The following is a 14,564-nucleotide window of genomic DNA, read 5'->3' as shown; positions in this document are numbered from 1 at the left end:
TCAACAGCTAGCCGCCAACCTGCTTCTTCGGTGGCGTCGTTGAGCCCTAAAGAGCGTGTTAACCATCAATTGATAAATAACTACTTATACTTTAGCGTATTGAGCATGCGAACTATATCGGTCTTCACGTACTCAATTACCGGGGCCAGCGAATCGTTAGCCGTGGCTGTTCGAAAGTATAATGCCCCGCGGAGGAAGTGCTTGGTGCTGTCGGTGGTGTAGAACTGGAACTGACTGGGTACCTCGCCCTGAAGCTCAAATACCGATGCCCGCAGGCCGCTAGGGGTCTTCAGGATCCGCTCGTCGATGGCCGTGGCTTTAATCTCGTGTTTGCCGGTGAGCTTGCGGGCATCCTCCATCATCTTGTTGTAGAGGCGGCGGTCCCGCTCCACGTCCATGTAGGTAATCTGCACGTTGGCATGCAACTTAGGGTAATACACATTGAGCCAGTGCGGCTGCGCCAGGGCAGAAGAGTCTCGCCTGATCACGGCTTCTCTCGAATATTCGAACGAGTATGGGTGCCCGGCTGCTAGCTCCTGATAGCGGTGGGCGGGCAAATCGATGCGATTGTATCCTTTGGGCTTGGGGGTAAAATCCGGCGCCGACGAGCAGCTTACCAGGAGCTTCAGCCCCAAAGCCAGAATGGAAAGTCTTTTCAGTGCTAACACCACAAATATTCTTTGCTGGAAAGGCAGCGCTAATTCAGCCAGCGCCCCGGACTTCAAAGGTAGCCTTTGGCCCGTGCCGGGAGCAACGAAAAAAGCCCCGAGCTAGTGCCGGGGCTTTTTATCAGAATACTCGGTTAACCGCTAAAAAGGCAGCTGGTCTAACTCTGGCTCTTGGCGGAAGCTGTGCTCCGCCTCGGCCGAAGCCTGCCCATTGGCACCGGTAGAAGGGCTGGCCGCTCCTTGCGGACGGCCGCCCAGCATTGAAATCTCATCGGCGATAATCTCCGTGATGTAGCGGGTCTGCTGGTCTTTGTCCTGGTACTGGCGGGTGCGCAGCTTGCCTTCGATGTACACTTGTTGGCCTTTTTTCAGGTATTTGTCGGCCATATCCGCCAGCCCGCGCCAGGCCGAGATGTTGTGCCACTCGGTACGCTCCACGCGGGAGCCTTGCTTGTCCTTGTAATATTCATTGGTAGCCAAGGTGAAGTGAGCTACGCTCACCCCGCCTTCCAAGTGGCGCACTTCGGGGTCTTTGCCCAGGTTGCCTACCAAAATTACTTTGTTTACTCCGGCCATATTATTGCACGTTAGGAAATACAGAAGTGAAAAAGCCGCTCGGTTTTTTCTGCCTTAAAGATAAGGAAGAAAATCGGAGATATCTAATATTCGGCTAAAAAAAAGAGCAAAAATTTCTAACCTGGCTGGGAAAAGGGCGCTCACAGGTGCTGGCTGCAATAATTAGCAATCAGCTTGGGCTTGGGCAGGGCTTCAATCTCGTCGGCTGAGTAGGCCCGCAGCCCCAGGTCGCGTAAAGTCGTAGCCGGTAGCGGCTGAGCCAACGCCAGCGGATGGAAGCGCGCCTCCAGCTTCTGGTGACTCAGGATGTGGCGGTAGGCGGGGGTAGGCTCGGCTACCTGCCGCAGGTCGAGCTGGGCGCCCAGGGCCTCGAGGTGGCGTAGCAACTCGGCCGCCGGCAGCTCCGGCACCGTGGTTTCCGTCATGGCAAAGTCGTAGAGGCCCTGCCAAATATCTTTTTCTCGGCGCTCGCGCAGGTACGTGTGCTCACCGTGGCGCAGCACGAAGTAGTGGAAGTAACGGATACGCGAGGCCTTGGCCTTGCTCTTCACTGGTAATAAGGCCACCTGGCCGTGCTGAAAGGCCCAGCACTGGCTCTGAAGGGGACAAAACAAGCAATCGGGCTTGGCGGGGGTGCATTGAATGGCCCCGAACTCCATGATGGCCTGGTTGAAGTCAGCGGGCGCGGTGGCGGGAATGTGTTGGTCGGCCAGGGCCTGAAACTCTTTGCGGGAGCTGGGGGCGGCAATGTCGGCGTGCAGCCCGAAGATGCGAGCCAGTACGCGGTATACATTGCCGTCGAGCACCGCCACGGCTTCATCGTAGGCGAACGAAGCAATGGCCGCGGCCGTGTAGGGCCCCACCCCGCGCAGCTGCAGGAGGCCGGCGTAGGTACCGGGAAACAGCCCATTGTATTCCCTGACTACTTGCTGGGCGGTAAGGTGCATGTTGCGGGCCCGCGAGTAGTAGCCCAGGCCCTGCCAGTAGCGTAGCACTTCGGTTTCGGGCGCGGCGGCCAAGTCCTGCACGGTGGGGTAGGCCGCCAGAAAAGTTTCGTAGTAGGGCAGGCCCTGAGCGACACGGGTTTGCTGTAAGATGACCTCGGATAGCCAGATAGCGTAGGGGTCTCGGGTGTGGCGCCAGGGCAGGTCCCGACGATGGCGTGGATACCAGGCCAGCAGCGCCGCCGCCAGAAAAGAAGGCGGCTGAATTAATTTTGTCAAAATTTTGAGAGCGAATAATTTGGACCCTGGCCTTGTTTAGGGGCTCGGGTTGGTAAAACAAAAAAAGGGGGTTACCTTTGTGGCCCCAATTCAAGGGCGAACCGTCTACCGGGCAAGGGCTTACGCTGGAATTCGGGGTTTTTTTGCCTACAAACGTTAATTTTTTCAACCACCTAAGTACCATACCAACGTGACTAAAGCTGAGGTAATCGCCGAAATCTCCACGAAGACCGGCATCGAGAAAGCAGATGTATTGATGACTGTTGAGGCTTTTTTCAAAGTCGTGAAAGAATCAATGACTGAGGGCAATAACATCTATGTACGAGGCTTCGGCTCGTTCGTAAACAAGAAGCGCGCCCGTAAAGTAGCCCGCAACATCTCGAAAAATACGTCCCTCATCATCGAGGAGCACTACATCCCGAGCTTCAAGCCGTCGAAAACTTTCGTGGCCAAAATCAAGAACAGCAAGAAGGTAAAAGCTGTTGCCGCGAAAGAAGCCTAATTTCTACTGGTAGTGGGAATCAGGCAAGCAGTCAGACCATAACCACCAGTTGAGTTATCGGGCGACGAAGTCTCAGTCTTTACTACCAAAAAACGAAATTCCGGCCGCGCCGCCGGCGTCTTTTCCGCTAGGGAAAGCCCGGCGGCCGGCTTTTTTCCGCCCATGACCACTACCCGTTCTGCTTCCCATCAACTGATTGTTCTGGCTGGTGCCCTGGCACTGGTTGGCGGCTTGTTGGTGCTGCCCAAAGGCATCGTAAAGCCTAAGGAAAGCCGGTCGGAGCTAAGCCGGGATGCCGCTAAAACGGCGAACCGGGACGGGGGAGGAGCGGCTACCAACGGCTCGAAAACCGAGACTTCATCGGGGCCAGTGCCAGCTAACGCAACGGAGAACAACGGGCCTAATGCGGCGCCCCATACTTCGGCTACGCCGGCTCAGCGCCAGGAGCTGGCTCGGTTGCTGGCCCAGTACAGGGCGGCGCCAGATGCGGCCGCCCGCGCTGCGGTAGCTACCACGCTGGCGCGGCGCTACGAAAGTGTCGAACGATTCGACAGTGCTGGCTACTACCTGGAGCAAACCGCTCTGGCTAACCCCAGTGCCCAGAATTGGCAGCGCGCGGCCGACGCCTACTTCCAGGCTTTTAGCTTCGCAGCTACCGACGAGCGGGTAAAGCTGCTCGGGGGCAAATCCCGGGAGCTTTACGCTAAAGTGTTGAAGGAAGAGCCTGGGAACCTCAATGCCAAGACCAACCTTGGCATGGCCTACATGGCCTCCGATAACCCCGTGCAGGGCGTAACGCTGCTGCGCGAAGTACTGGAAGCCGACCCCCGCAACGAGAAGGCGCTCTATAACATGGGCATTCTGGCGGTGCAAAGCAACCAGTTCGATAAAGCCGTGAAACGCTTTCAGGACTTGGTGAAAGTCAACCCCAAAAACGTGAACGGTCAGTTCTACCTCGGTGTGACCCTGGCTCGCACCGGCGATAAGCAAGGTGCCAAAGCGGCTTTCCTGGCCGCTAAAAGCCTCAGCAACGATCCGGCACTGGCCGCTTCGGTCGATGAAGAAATTGCCAAATTGAAATAAGCTCTCACGTTAGCTCCCCGTTGTTGATATTGGGTGGGCCTGATTACCCTGATCAGTAACTACGGCGAACGGAACGAACCACGGATAACTAACCATCAAATCAACCCCAACTTAACCCCTAGCATTATGCCCTGCGGTAAAAAAAGAAAGCGTCATAAAATTGCTACCCACAAGCGTAAGAAGCGCCTGCGCAAGAACCGCCACAAGAAGAAGTAAGCCTCACGGGGCGTAGCGGCGGTTGGCGGTTTTCCTGCCGGGAAAGGAGCCGGCCGCCTATCTCTCACGTAGCCTCCTGGGTGTGGCTAACTGGGTGCTTTTCCCGTGGCTCGCGAGGGAAGCCAGAACCATCGGTTCTGGCTTCCCTTTGCCGGTTTCGGGGTAGGGCTTGGGCTGCACTAGTGGTAGGTTACCTTAATTAAATCAACGCTTTGAGTAATGAATTAGTGATTAATTCTACTCAGGAAGGCGAGCGGATTGCATTGTTGCAGGACAAACGGCTGATTGAATACCATTTCGACCGCAACGATACCAATTACTCAGTAGGCGATATCTTCCTGGGCACCGTGAAAAAGGTGATGCCTGGCTTGAACGCAGCTTTTGTGGACATCGGCTACGAAAAAGATGCGTTTCTGCACTACGGCGACCTTGGCGAACAATTTCCGTCGCTCACGAAGTGGGTGCGGACGGTTCAGAGTGGCCGGGCCGGAACGGCCGGGCTGGACAAGTTCACGTTTGAGCCTCCGCTTGACAAAGTAGGCAAGGCAGAAACCGTGTTCAAAAAGGGGCAGCAGATGGTGGTGCAAATCATTAAGGAGCCCATTTCGACCAAAGGCCCTCGGGTAAGCACCGACATCTCGATGGCCGGCCGCTACCTCGTGCTGATGCCGTTTTCGAACACCATCAGCGTCAGCAAGAAAATCGTGAGCAAGGCTGAGCGCGACCGGCTCAAACGGCTCATTGCCAGCATCAAGCCGCTCAACTTCGGGGTTATCATCCGCACGGTGGCGGAGGGCCGTGAAGTAGCCGAGCTGGACAAGGACATGCAAGACATGGTAGCGAAGTGGGAGCAGATGCACACCACGCTCCGTACCGCTAAGCCCAACGACAAAGTGCTGGGCGAGCTCGGGCGCACGTCGTCGATGCTGCGCGACATGCTGAACGAGTCATTCGACAGCATCATGGTGGATGCCCCAGTGATGTACGAGGAGATGCGCGGCTACCTGCAAAAAATCGCGCCGGACAAGCTGGGCTTGCTGAAGCTGCACAACTCGAAAATCAAAATCTTCGAGCAGACGGGCATCGAGAAGCAGCTCAAGACGCTGTTTGGCAAAACCGTGACCGTGCCGGGGGGCGGATACCTCGTTATTGAGCACACCGAAGCCCTGCACGTTATCGACGTGAATTCGGGGAGCAAGAGCAACCAGGAGAACGACCAGGAGGCCACGGCTCTCATGATTAATCTGCTGGCTGCCAAGGAGGTAGCCCGACAGTTGCGCTTGCGCGACATGGGAGGCATTATCGTGGTCGACTTCATCGACATGCGCTCGGCGGAGAGCCGTAAGAAGGTGGAAGACACCGTGCGCGACGTGATGAAGCACGACAAAGCCAAATTCACGGTGCTGCCCATTACCAAGTTTGGCCTGCTGCAAATTACCCGCCAGCGGGTGCGCCCGGCCGAGAACATCATAACCGGCGAAGTGTGCCCTACCTGCGGCGGCACGGGCAAGATTTCGGCCTCTATCCAGGTCACGGACGATATCGACAACAGCATCGACGACTTGTTGGTGAACCAGAATCAATCGGGCATTACGCTGTCGGTGCATCCATTCCTGCACGCTTACTACACCAAAGGGTTGGTTTCGCGCCAAATGAAGTGGTACCTCAAGTACTACAAATGGGTGAAAGTAGTGAAGGACAGCAGCCTGGGTCTCACCGACTACCGAATCGAAGATGAGCGAGGCGAAGAAATCCAGCTGCGTTCTTCAGCGGCGGCGATGAGCCGGTTGCAAGACCGCGAAGTGGAAATCGTAGATTAACGAAGCCGCATTCAACTGCCTGCTGGTACCAGATACCAGCATTAACAAAAGGCCCCGGCTTGCTAGCAAGCTGGGGCCTTTTGATGAAGATAGTTGACTGAAAGCAGGTAAGCAGGGAGACCGGTAATAAGCTGGTGCCTTAGAGCGTTAAGCTAAGCATAGTACTCGCGGTTTTGCAACATGGGCATTGCCCGACGCTTGGCAGCGAAGGTGGGGTAGCCCGGAGATAAGCCAGCACAGACGGAGCCCGCGCCACTTCCTTACACCCTTTTAGAACTTGATGCCCAAATCCAATGCGAAGGCGCTGTTCTTGATGGTGATATCTTTAAACTCGCGGTCTTTTTCAAAATAGCGGTCGATATCAACTAAGCCACGGTGGTAGCTGATGCCACCGAAAAGCTTGGTGCTTTGGGCCATCTGATACTCGGTGCCGAAGCTGATTAAGGCATCAGCATCAATAAAGAGGATATGGTCGCCCGCTTTGGTCTCCTTGAGCGTAGCCGGGTCAGTGTAGAACTTGCTGTCGTTGATGCGCGTGCCGATAGGCAGGTTCAGTGAGCCGCCAACTTGAAAGTAAAGGCGCGTAGCCGGCGCAATCTCGTTGGTGAAGAGCTTGACCGTCACGGGTAATTCCAGGTACTGCGTGCTTATTTTTTGTTTGATGGTTACCGGTTGGCTCGCCACGTTATCTCGGTAGCTGATGTCACCGCCTTTGGTGCGCAGCAACAAGCCCGTGCTGAAGGCGTAGTTTTCACCAAAAAAATAATCAACTACTAGCCCACCCCCGAAGCCAAATTTGCTGCCATCGCTGGCAAAGGCGCGGTCACTGGGCGATTCAGCTCGTAAGCTGGTAATGGAAGGCGATACTTTCAAGCCAATTTCGACTTGGGCAGCGGCGGTGCTAACCGTGGCTGCGAGGACCGCTAGGGAGAGGAGTATTTTTTTCATAAGGGCAGGGGCGCCACTGGCCAGCGGTGGATACCGACTGCCAGCGGGTTGTTGGCTAATTTTGCCCCAAAGTTAACTAGTGTGAAAAAGAATATTTTTGTTGGGCGCCGTTGGCTGCCCTGGCTCTTGGGCTTAAGCGTGAGTTTGGCGTCCTGCAAAGGGGAGGGCGCGGATGGCTGCCGGCCCGATGCGGCGGCCGATGCGGCAGCCGTGCCAGTGCGGGTGCAGCACCTGGAGCAGCCCTTTTTTACCATTAAGACAGCGGTCGATGCCCGGCGATTTATGGACGCGCACCCGGGCTTTTCCCGTTACTACCTGCAGCGCCAGTCAGCTAACGAGAAAGCACTAGCCGAGGGCTTGCCCCAACTGGCGACGAACGCGGCCTTGCAGCAGCTCGGCCGCGAAACCGCCGCCGCTTTCCCCGACAGTGCCGCGCTCCGCCGCGACTTGGGTGAGATGTTCCGGCGAGTGCATTACTACTTTCCGGACTTTCGGGTGCCGCCCGCCGTTACCTTCGTTAGCGGGTTTCTGAACCAGGATATTTACGTGAGCGATAGCTTGCTGGTGCTGAGCCTGGACTGGTTCGTAGGCCCGAAAGCCAGCAAGCGACCGGACCTGCCGCAGTACATGCTGCGCCGCTATAAGCCCGCGGGGCTGCTGCCCCTGCTAGCTCAAAACGTGTCGAGCAAGTACAACCGCCACGAGCTGACCGCCAACACCGCCCTCGACGCCATGGTGCATGCCGGCAAAGCCCTGTACTTCGCCAGCAAGGTGCTGCCCTGCACCCCCGACTCGCTGCTGCTAGGTTACACCAACCGGGAGATAATAGGTTTGGAAGCGAACGAGGAAAGAGTCTGGGGCCACTTCCTGGAAAAAAACCTGCTGTACTCGACGACTCCATTTCTGGTGCAGAAGTACGTGGGGGAGCGTCCCAACGTGCCCGAAATCGATAAGACCTGCCCCGGCCGGGTAGGCCAATGGGTGGGCTTGCAGATTGTGCGCAAGTACGTAGCCGAGCACCCCGACGTGAGCCTAAGCCGCCTCATGGCCGAGAAGGATGCCCAGCGAATTCTCAACGAGTCGCATTACCGGCCCAAGAAGCAATAAGCCTACTTTGGGTTACCACGCCGGCCGCGCAATTACAAGGGTGCCCGTTCGCTCCGCTGGCTTTCCATTCAACGATTCTCCGGCTGAAAGGTGGGAGGTACCATGCACATCGCCGTTTTCAGCCAGTACCATACCAACCCCGATTGCCCGGCTACCAGCCGGCATTACACGCTGCTGGCCCACATTGCCAAAACGCACCGGGTAACCTTGCTGACCACGGAGGCCTGGAAGAGCCAGCAGCTAACGCGGGAGTTTGCCTGGGTGCCGGCGGGCGTGGAAATCCGCGAAGCAACTATTCCGTACCACAACGCCATGGGCCCCGCTCGTCGGGCCCTGGCTTTTGCGCAGTACGTGCCTTGGGCGGTGCGGGAAGGCCTGCGCATCGATAAGCCGGACGTAATCTGGGGCATTAGCACGCCGCTTACGGCGGCGTGGGCCGCCGCCCAGGTGGCCCGCTGGCGCAAGGTGCCCTGGGTATTTGAGGTGCAGGACCTGTGGCCTGCGTTTCCCATCGCCATGGGAGCCGTTCCTACGGCGCTGGCCCGTCGGCAGCTCTACCGGCTGGAGGAGGGCCTCTATCGAAGCGCCCGGCACGTGCTGCCTCTCTCCCCCGACATGACGCGCTACGTAACCGGCCGGGGCATTGAAGCCGGGAAGGTAACTACCGTCCTCAACGGCACCGACCTGGAGTTTGCTGCTCGAGCTACACCGGAGGCAGTTGCCATGCTACGCCAGGAACAGGAGCTAGCCGGCAAACGCGTCATTTTGTACGCCGGCACGTTTGGGCGGGCCAACGACATTCCTACCCTGGTGGCGGCGGCTGAAGCCCTGGCCGCTACCGAGCACGATATGGTGTGGCTGTTTCTGGGCCACGGGTTTTATGAGCCCTTGATTAAGGATGCTGCCGCCCGCTGGCCGGAGCGGATTCGCTTGGTAGGCGGGCAGGCCCGGCACCAGGTATTTCGGTGGTTCGCACTGGCGGAGGTATCGGTGGTGTCGTTTTTAGGCTTGCCGGTACTGGATGCCAATTCGCCGGCCAAGCTGTACGATTCGCTGGTGGTCGGCACGCCAGTTGTCGTCACAAACGAGGGGTGGACCAAGGCGCTGGTGGAGGAGCATGGCTGCGGGTGGTACGCACCGGCTGGCAACGTCGCGGCGCTGGCTGCCCAGCTGCGGGCGCTACGAGCCCGGCCAGAGGAGTTGAGAGCCGCTAGCGTCAGGGGGCAGCAACTGGCTGTGCAGCTATTTGATCGGCAGCAGCTTGCTCAGCAAATACAACAAATAATGGAGGCCACAGTAGCGGGAGCCTAAGAGCCTATCCGAGAATATCGGTCCTAGAAAAAAGAACATCCTGCTCTGTCTGGCGTCCGCTTGTCGCAGCATCTCTACCACGAGAGTAGATCCAATCGAATGAAGTACTGCCGCGGTACAGAGGCTGCGACACGCGGACGCCAGACAGAGCAGGACGTGCTGGTTATTTTATTTTCCGGATAGGCGCTAAGTCAGCGTCGGTGTGCTGCCAGTTAAGAAGGAACGCTTTATACTCAGCTGCCGAGCTGCTAGCGTTGGGCTTTGGTGGTAATAAACCCTTTCGATAGGCGACGGTGGCTATTCAGTAGGGAGGGGTTCGTAGGCTTGTTCTTTGCCGAAGTGCTTTTCGAAATAGTTACAGCTAGGAGCCAGGGGGCAGATGCTGCACTTAGGGGTCCGGGCCATGCAGATGTACCGGCCGTGCAGAATCAGCCAGTGGTGGGCTTTAGCAATTAATTCCTCCGGGATGTAACGCACCAGGGCCTTTTCCACTGCCAGGGGGGTAGTGGCAGTCTTAGGAACGAGCCCAAGGCGGTGTGATACGCGGAACACGTGGGTATCGACGGCCATGGCCGGCTGGTTGTAGATGACGGAGGCCACCACGTTGGCCGTTTTGCGACCCACGCCAGGCAGGCGTTGCAACTGTTCGATCTGGCTGGGAACTTCGCCCGCAAATTCCTCCGTGAGCATGCGACCCAGGCCGGCGAGGTGCTTAGCTTTATTATTAGGGTAGGAAACGCTGCGAATGAAGGGGAAAATCTCATCGGCCGTAGCGGCCCCCAGGTGGGCGGCCGTCGGAAACTGCGTGAGCAGCGGGGGCATTACCTGATTCACGCGCTTATCAGTACACTGCGCGCTGAGCACTACAGCCACAATCAACTCATACGGGTTACCATACGTCAGCTCGGTTTTGGGTTCGGGAAAGTTGGTGGTGAAGTAGTCGAGAAAATAGCGAAAACGGTCGGCGCGGCGCATGGCTGAGAGCGGTAGGAAAAAAAACATCCTGAACGTAGCCACGGATCCGACCACAGCCCAACATTTCGCGGTAATCATTACAATTACTGCTGGTGGTTGATGGTGGTCGGGTCCGTCGCTACGCTCAGGATGATAATCGGAAAGTAAAAATTTTACCTCGCTAAAAACGTGCGGGAGTACTGCAGAATGGCATCGGTGGCGGCCCGGCGCGGCTCCCGACGCAGGCCATCGAGGGTGCGTTGGGCGAGGAGCAGGTCGGCACAAGCGGTGGCGAGTTCGGAGTCGTGCAGGAGGGCTTCCTCTACGCCTCGCCGCTCATCAGCTGGCAGCTCGTTGTACACATAGCGTAACAGGGTCGAATGGGGTAATATTTGGATCATAGTACTGCGAATTGGCGGTCATTTTTTTCCGCAAGTTTATCAGCGCGTAGCGCATCCGGCCTAAGGCCGTGTTAATGCTCACGCCGGTTGCGTCGGCAATCTCCTGGAAGCTCATATCGCCATAGTGGCGCATGAGCAGCACTTCTTTTTGGGCCGCGGGCAACTCTTGGATTAACGCACGAAGGTGGTTGTGGGTTTCCTCCCGGGCCATGATATCGTCTGGGCCATCGTCGGCAATGGTCAGTGAACTGGCCAGCCGGTCGTTATCCGTAAGGCTTACGTGGGGAACACGCTTGCCCCGCCGGAACGAGTCGATGGCCAGGTTGTGGGCAATGCGGCAAATCCAGGGAGCGAACTTGCCTTCTTCGTTGTAGCGACCACTTTTCAGGGTGTGAATGGCCTTGATGAAGGTATCCTGCAACAGATCCTCGGCTACTTCCTCGTCGCGAACGATGAGCAGAATAGTCGTGAATACGCGGCTTCGATGCCGCTCCAACAGGATGGCAAAGGCAGATTCCTGGCCGGCCAGGTAAAGAGAAATGAGCGCGGAATCGCTCGGCTGCAAGAGGTCCATAAGGAGCTACGGGTAAGGAGAACGTAGAGCTTTAGACCAATAGTATGCAGTTACTGAAAAAAGAATGAGAAAGCGACTAGCAGTCGTGATATATGGATCCGCTAGAATCGGAACCAAATGTAGAAAATTCTCCTGCATATCCGCAATAGAGCAAAAAGAAAAATGCCAAAATCTTTTTGCGGGGCCAGCACAATATTTTCAGAACAGCCCTTTAGAGCGGTTTGGGGTAGGGATAGCTGGCGCAACCGGGAAGCCTCACGTGCCCCCACGGGCCGGACCTTACCGGTTGCGACTCCGGCGCGCTTCAGGAGCGAAGCCCCCGCAGAAGGAACCAGGCAATAGGAGCAAGGAACGGATAACGGCTCCAGGCCAGCCTCAATTCCGGATTTTTCGAACTTTTTAGCGCAAGTCCTAAGAATTCTAGATAAGGTTTCACGGGTTAAATAAAAATGCGACATTACTCGACTCGATCATTCGTTCCCTCAAGATGCTGATGGTTAACATTCTTGAGTTAAGACAGCTGACTGAGGCTCCGTTTTTAGAATAGCTCTTCTTCTTTGTTCGTTTCGATTGTGCAGTCAGACTCGGGATAAGCAACGCAGAGGAGCACAAGCCCGGCCTCGATTTGGTCGTCGTCCAGGAAAACTTGGTCGGATTGGTCAACTTTGCCTGATATAATTTTGCCGGCGCACATTGCACAAGCACCAGCGCGGCAGTGGAACAAGTACGGGAGTTCCAGTCCGGCTTCTTCCGCAGCATCAAGGATGTAAGCATCATCCTCCACGTCAATGGTCTGATTAATTCCTTCGGCCTCGTTGATGAGGGTGACTTTGTAAGTGGCCATGCTCTGTTCTTTTATGTGGCGGGGGCGGCGAGGGAGAAGATCAGTCATACCGTCAGAATGCTGTTAAGCAATGCCTCGAGCTAGGACAGATGGTTGACAGCCCCTTTTTTATTTCAGTTCTTCTTTGTGGGTTTCGATCGTGCAATCAGACTGAGGAAGAGCAACGCAGAGCAGGACAAATCCGGCCTTGATTTGATCGTCGTCCAGCCAAGACTGGTCGGATTGGTCAACCGTGCCTGATATGAGTTTGCCGGCGCAGGTGGAGCAAACACCAGCCAAACAAGAAAACGGGAGTTCTATTCCGGCTTCTTCCGCAGCATCAAAAATGAAAGTATCGTCCTCCACGTCGATATTCTGGTTAAGTCCTTCAGCTTCATTGATGAGGGTAACTTTATAAGTTGCCATGCTACGTTCTTTTATGTAGTGGGGAGGGAAAAAGGCTGATGGTACTCTTTCTTATTACAGGTCTTTTTCTTTTTGAATTTCGATCGTGCAGTCAGACGCGGGAAAGGCAACGCAGAGGAGGACAAACCCGGCCTCGATTTGGTCATCATCTAAGTAAGATTGGTCGAGTTGGTCAACTGTGCCGGATATAATTTTGCCGGCGCAGGTGGAGCAAGCACCAAAGCGGCAAGAATACAAGTATGGGAGTTGTATCTGTGCTTCTTCCGCGGCATCAAGGATGTAAGTATCATCCTCAACATCAATAGTCTGGTTAAGCCCTTCAGCTTCGTTGATGAGGGTGACTTTGTAAGTTGCCATGCAAAAAAATAAAGCATTCAACGAGATTAATCCTTTTTCCTAACGCAGCCTTCAATGCTATGGTCAGCTTCGAGATTAGGTTTAAGGTTCGAGTAGTTGTGCAAAAATTAAACATTAAGCGGTCAGCGGTGGGTTATGACTTACTGTCACAGCAGAGAAATCAACGCAACAAATAACCCCTACCACCGCCAAGAGCCGGCTGGGGCGGCGCTACCTTTGGCCTCTGCAGCCGTAAAGGCGCTTTTTGTCTATGCTTGCTCCCGTCACTACTACTGCCCACGACCCGTACGCCGCCCTTCGCCTGCCTGATTTCCGCCGCTTGGTATCGGCGCGGGTGCTGTACATCATCGCGAGCCAAATTCAGGGAGTGGTGGTTGGCTGGCAGATTTATGAGCTGACCAACAACCCGTTGGCGTTAGGGCTTATGGGCTTAGCCGAGGCCATCCCCAGCATTACGGTGTCGCTCTATGCCGGCCACGTGGCCGATTCGGTGCCGCGCAAGCGGATTATTATTCCGGCGATGATCGTGCTGTTTTTGTGTTCACTCAGCTTGTTTTTATTAACCAAACCGGCCGGAAGGGCCCTATTCGCCAATCAGCAGGTGCTGGAGGTGCCGCTGTACGTGGCGATGCTCTACGTGGTGCTGTTCGTGAGTGGCATCGCCCGCGGCTTTATGGGGCCGGCGCTCTTCTCCTTTATGCCGCAGCTGCTGCCGGACCGGGCGCTGCTGTCGAACGCGGTAACCTGGAACTCCACCAGTTGGCAGGCCTCGGCGGTGCTGGGGCCGGCGATAGGGGGGCTTTTGTTCGCGCAGCAGGGCAAGAGCTTCGCTTACGGGGTCGATACCGGGCTGATGCTGGTCTCGCTGCTGCTGTTTCTGAGCATTGCGGGCCGGCCACTACCCCCGCGTGAAGGTGAGCAGCTTAGCCTGAGCGAGAGCATATTGAGCGGCGTAAAGTTTATTTTTGGGCACCAAATCGTGCTGGCGGCGCTCTCGCTCGATTTGTTCGCGGTGTTGTTTGGCGGGGCGGTGGCGCTGCTGCCCATTTTTGCCCGCGATATTCTGCACACCGGCCCCGACGGGCTCGGCTACCTGCGGGCCGCCCCGGCCGTGGGCTCGGTGCTGATGGCGATATGGCTCACCTACTCGCCCCTGCGGCGCGGCGCGGGGCGGAAGCTGCTGTGGGCGGTGGCGGGGTTCGGGCTGGCCACGATTGGCTTTGCGCTGTCCAGGAGCTTGGCGCTGTCGCTGTTTTTGCTGTTTCTAACCGGCGTATTCGACTCGGTCTCGGTTATCGTCCGCTCTACGCTCATTCATACCCACACGCCCGAATACATGAAGGGGCGGGTATCGGCCGTGAATAACATATTCATCGGGTCCAGCAACGAGATTGGTGGGTTCGAGAGCGGGGCCGCGGCCAAGTTAATGGGTACGGTGCCCTCGGTGGTTTTCGGGGGGCTGATGACCCTGGTGGTCGTGGCCGTGACCGCCTGGCGAGCCGATAAGCTGCGGAAACTAGAAACCGGAACAAAATAGGGGGAATAGTACGAGGCCCTGCCCGGCCGACTTTCAGC

The 14,564-nt window shown here is 56.5% G+C and carries 16 protein-coding genes; 6 read left to right on the top strand and 10 right to left on the bottom strand.

What is annotated here, in order from left to right:
* Window positions 1-80 precede the first annotated feature (80 nt).
* The 3 genes from gldD to mutY form a co-directional block, all read right to left on the bottom strand.
* Window positions 81-644, bottom strand: coding sequence for a gliding motility lipoprotein GldD (gldD, locus tag IC235_RS12845; RefSeq protein ID WP_449405153.1), 564 nt, complete (start codon window positions 642-644; stop codon window positions 81-83).
* A gap of 165 nt (window positions 645-809) precedes the next feature.
* Window positions 810-1,244 carry a single-stranded DNA-binding protein gene (locus tag IC235_RS12840; RefSeq protein ID WP_191005582.1) on the bottom strand — a complete coding sequence of 145 codons (435 nt, stop codon included), beginning with the start codon at window positions 1,242-1,244 and terminating at the stop codon, window positions 810-812.
* A 140-nt stretch (window positions 1,245-1,384) separates the two neighbouring features.
* A complete protein-coding gene (gene mutY, locus IC235_RS12835; protein WP_223847269.1) occupies window positions 1,385-2,467 on the bottom strand; it encodes an A/G-specific adenine glycosylase in 1,083 nt (360 codons plus the stop codon).
* Window positions 2,468-2,657: 190 nt separating this feature from the next.
* On the opposite strand from mutY, the gene IC235_RS12830 reads away from it, so the two are divergent.
* From IC235_RS12830 to IC235_RS12820, 3 genes are all read left to right on the top strand, one after another.
* A complete protein-coding gene (locus IC235_RS12830) occupies window positions 2,658-2,969 on the top strand; it encodes an HU family DNA-binding protein (RefSeq protein WP_191005581.1) in 312 nt (103 codons plus the stop codon).
* Between the two features lie 162 nt (window positions 2,970-3,131).
* Window positions 3,132-4,052, top strand: coding sequence for a tetratricopeptide repeat protein (locus IC235_RS12825; RefSeq protein ID WP_191005580.1), 921 nt, complete (start codon window positions 3,132-3,134; stop codon window positions 4,050-4,052).
* A 428-nt stretch (window positions 4,053-4,480) separates the two neighbouring features.
* Window positions 4,481-6,088, top strand: coding sequence for an Rne/Rng family ribonuclease (locus tag IC235_RS12820; protein WP_191005579.1), 1,608 nt, complete (start codon window positions 4,481-4,483; stop codon window positions 6,086-6,088).
* 270 nt (window positions 6,089-6,358) lie between these two features.
* Here IC235_RS12820 and IC235_RS12815 read toward each other — a convergent pair whose 3' ends face one another.
* Window positions 6,359-7,036 (bottom strand): porin family protein, encoded by a 678-nt coding sequence (locus tag IC235_RS12815; RefSeq protein ID WP_191005578.1) that lies wholly within the window; start codon window positions 7,034-7,036, stop codon window positions 6,359-6,361.
* An 81-nt stretch (window positions 7,037-7,117) separates the two neighbouring features.
* Between IC235_RS12815 and gldB the strand changes: the two genes are divergently transcribed.
* On the top strand, window positions 7,118-8,143 hold the full coding sequence (gene gldB / locus IC235_RS12810) for a gliding motility lipoprotein GldB (protein ID WP_191005577.1): 1,026 nt from the start codon (window positions 7,118-7,120) through the stop codon (window positions 8,141-8,143).
* Between the two features lie 102 nt (window positions 8,144-8,245).
* Entirely contained in the window at window positions 8,246-9,454 is a 1,209-nt protein-coding gene (locus IC235_RS12805) for a glycosyltransferase family 4 protein (protein ID WP_191005576.1), read from the top strand.
* Window positions 9,455-9,751: 297 nt separating this feature from the next.
* Here the strand turns inward: IC235_RS12805 and nth are convergent, their stop codons facing one another.
* From nth to IC235_RS12775, 6 genes are all read right to left on the bottom strand, one after another.
* The gene (nth, locus tag IC235_RS12800; RefSeq protein WP_191005575.1) at window positions 9,752-10,429 is read right to left on the bottom strand and encodes an endonuclease III; all 678 of its coding nucleotides are present in this window, start codon (window positions 10,427-10,429) and stop codon (window positions 9,752-9,754) included.
* A 152-nt stretch (window positions 10,430-10,581) separates the two neighbouring features.
* Window positions 10,582-10,770 (bottom strand): hypothetical protein, encoded by a 189-nt coding sequence (locus IC235_RS12795; RefSeq protein ID WP_191005574.1) that lies wholly within the window; start codon window positions 10,768-10,770, stop codon window positions 10,582-10,584.
* Window positions 10,748-11,383: an RNA polymerase sigma factor gene (locus IC235_RS12790; RefSeq protein WP_191005573.1), complete on the bottom strand. Its 636-nt coding sequence runs from the start codon at window positions 11,381-11,383 to the stop codon at window positions 10,748-10,750. The genes IC235_RS12795 and IC235_RS12790 overlap by 23 nt, the downstream gene beginning before the upstream one ends.
* 538 nt (window positions 11,384-11,921) lie before the next feature.
* Entirely contained in the window at window positions 11,922-12,275 is a 354-nt protein-coding gene (locus IC235_RS12785; RefSeq protein WP_317173572.1) for a ferredoxin, read from the bottom strand.
* Between the two features lie 60 nt (window positions 12,276-12,335).
* Window positions 12,336-12,632 (bottom strand): 2Fe-2S iron-sulfur cluster-binding protein, encoded by a 297-nt coding sequence (locus tag IC235_RS12780; protein WP_191005572.1) that lies wholly within the window; start codon window positions 12,630-12,632, stop codon window positions 12,336-12,338.
* 54 nt (window positions 12,633-12,686) lie between these two features.
* Window positions 12,687-12,989, bottom strand: coding sequence for a 2Fe-2S iron-sulfur cluster-binding protein (locus tag IC235_RS12775; protein ID WP_191005571.1), 303 nt, complete (start codon window positions 12,987-12,989; stop codon window positions 12,687-12,689).
* Between the two features lie 250 nt (window positions 12,990-13,239).
* Here IC235_RS12775 and IC235_RS12770 point away from each other — a divergent pair, with 250 nt between their 5' ends.
* Complete coding sequence (locus IC235_RS12770) at window positions 13,240-14,526, top strand: MFS transporter (protein ID WP_191005570.1); 1,287 nt, start codon at window positions 13,240-13,242, stop codon at window positions 14,524-14,526.
* Window positions 14,527-14,564: the final 38 nt, after the last annotated feature.

The organism is Hymenobacter montanus (genome assembly GCF_014699115.1).
GTDB classification, from domain to species: Bacteria; Bacteroidota; Bacteroidia; order Cytophagales; family Hymenobacteraceae; genus Hymenobacter; species Hymenobacter montanus.
Note: the sequence above shows the minus strand (reverse complement) of the source record. Positions and strands in the feature narration are given on the sequence as shown.

Excerpts from the sequence above, each read along its gene's own strand:
- IC235_RS12840 (WP_191005582.1), bottom strand. The coding sequence starts at position 1,244 with ATGGCCGGAGTAAACAAAGTAATTTTGGTAGGCAACCTGGGCAAAGAC.
- IC235_RS12825 (WP_191005580.1), top strand. The coding sequence starts at position 3,132 with ATGACCACTACCCGTTCTGCTTCCCATCAACTGATTGTTCTGGCTGGT.
- IC235_RS12815 (WP_191005578.1), bottom strand. The coding sequence starts at position 7,036 with ATGAAAAAAATACTCCTCTCCCTAGCGGTCCTCGCAGCCACGGTTAGC.
- IC235_RS12805 (WP_191005576.1), top strand. The coding sequence starts at position 8,246 with ATGCACATCGCCGTTTTCAGCCAGTACCATACCAACCCCGATTGCCCG.
- nth (WP_191005575.1), bottom strand. The coding sequence starts at position 10,429 with ATGCGCCGCGCCGACCGTTTTCGCTATTTTCTCGACTACTTCACCACC.
- IC235_RS12790 (WP_191005573.1), bottom strand. The coding sequence starts at position 11,383 with ATGGACCTCTTGCAGCCGAGCGATTCCGCGCTCATTTCTCTTTACCTG.
- IC235_RS12785 (WP_317173572.1), bottom strand. The coding sequence starts at position 12,275 with ATGACTGATCTTCTCCCTCGCCGCCCCCGCCACATAAAAGAACAGAGC.
- IC235_RS12780 (WP_191005572.1), bottom strand. The coding sequence starts at position 12,632 with ATGGCAACTTATAAAGTTACCCTCATCAATGAAGCTGAAGGACTTAAC.
- IC235_RS12775 (WP_191005571.1), bottom strand. The coding sequence starts at position 12,989 with ATGGCAACTTACAAAGTCACCCTCATCAACGAAGCTGAAGGGCTTAAC.
- IC235_RS12770 (WP_191005570.1), top strand. The coding sequence starts at position 13,240 with ATGCTTGCTCCCGTCACTACTACTGCCCACGACCCGTACGCCGCCCTT.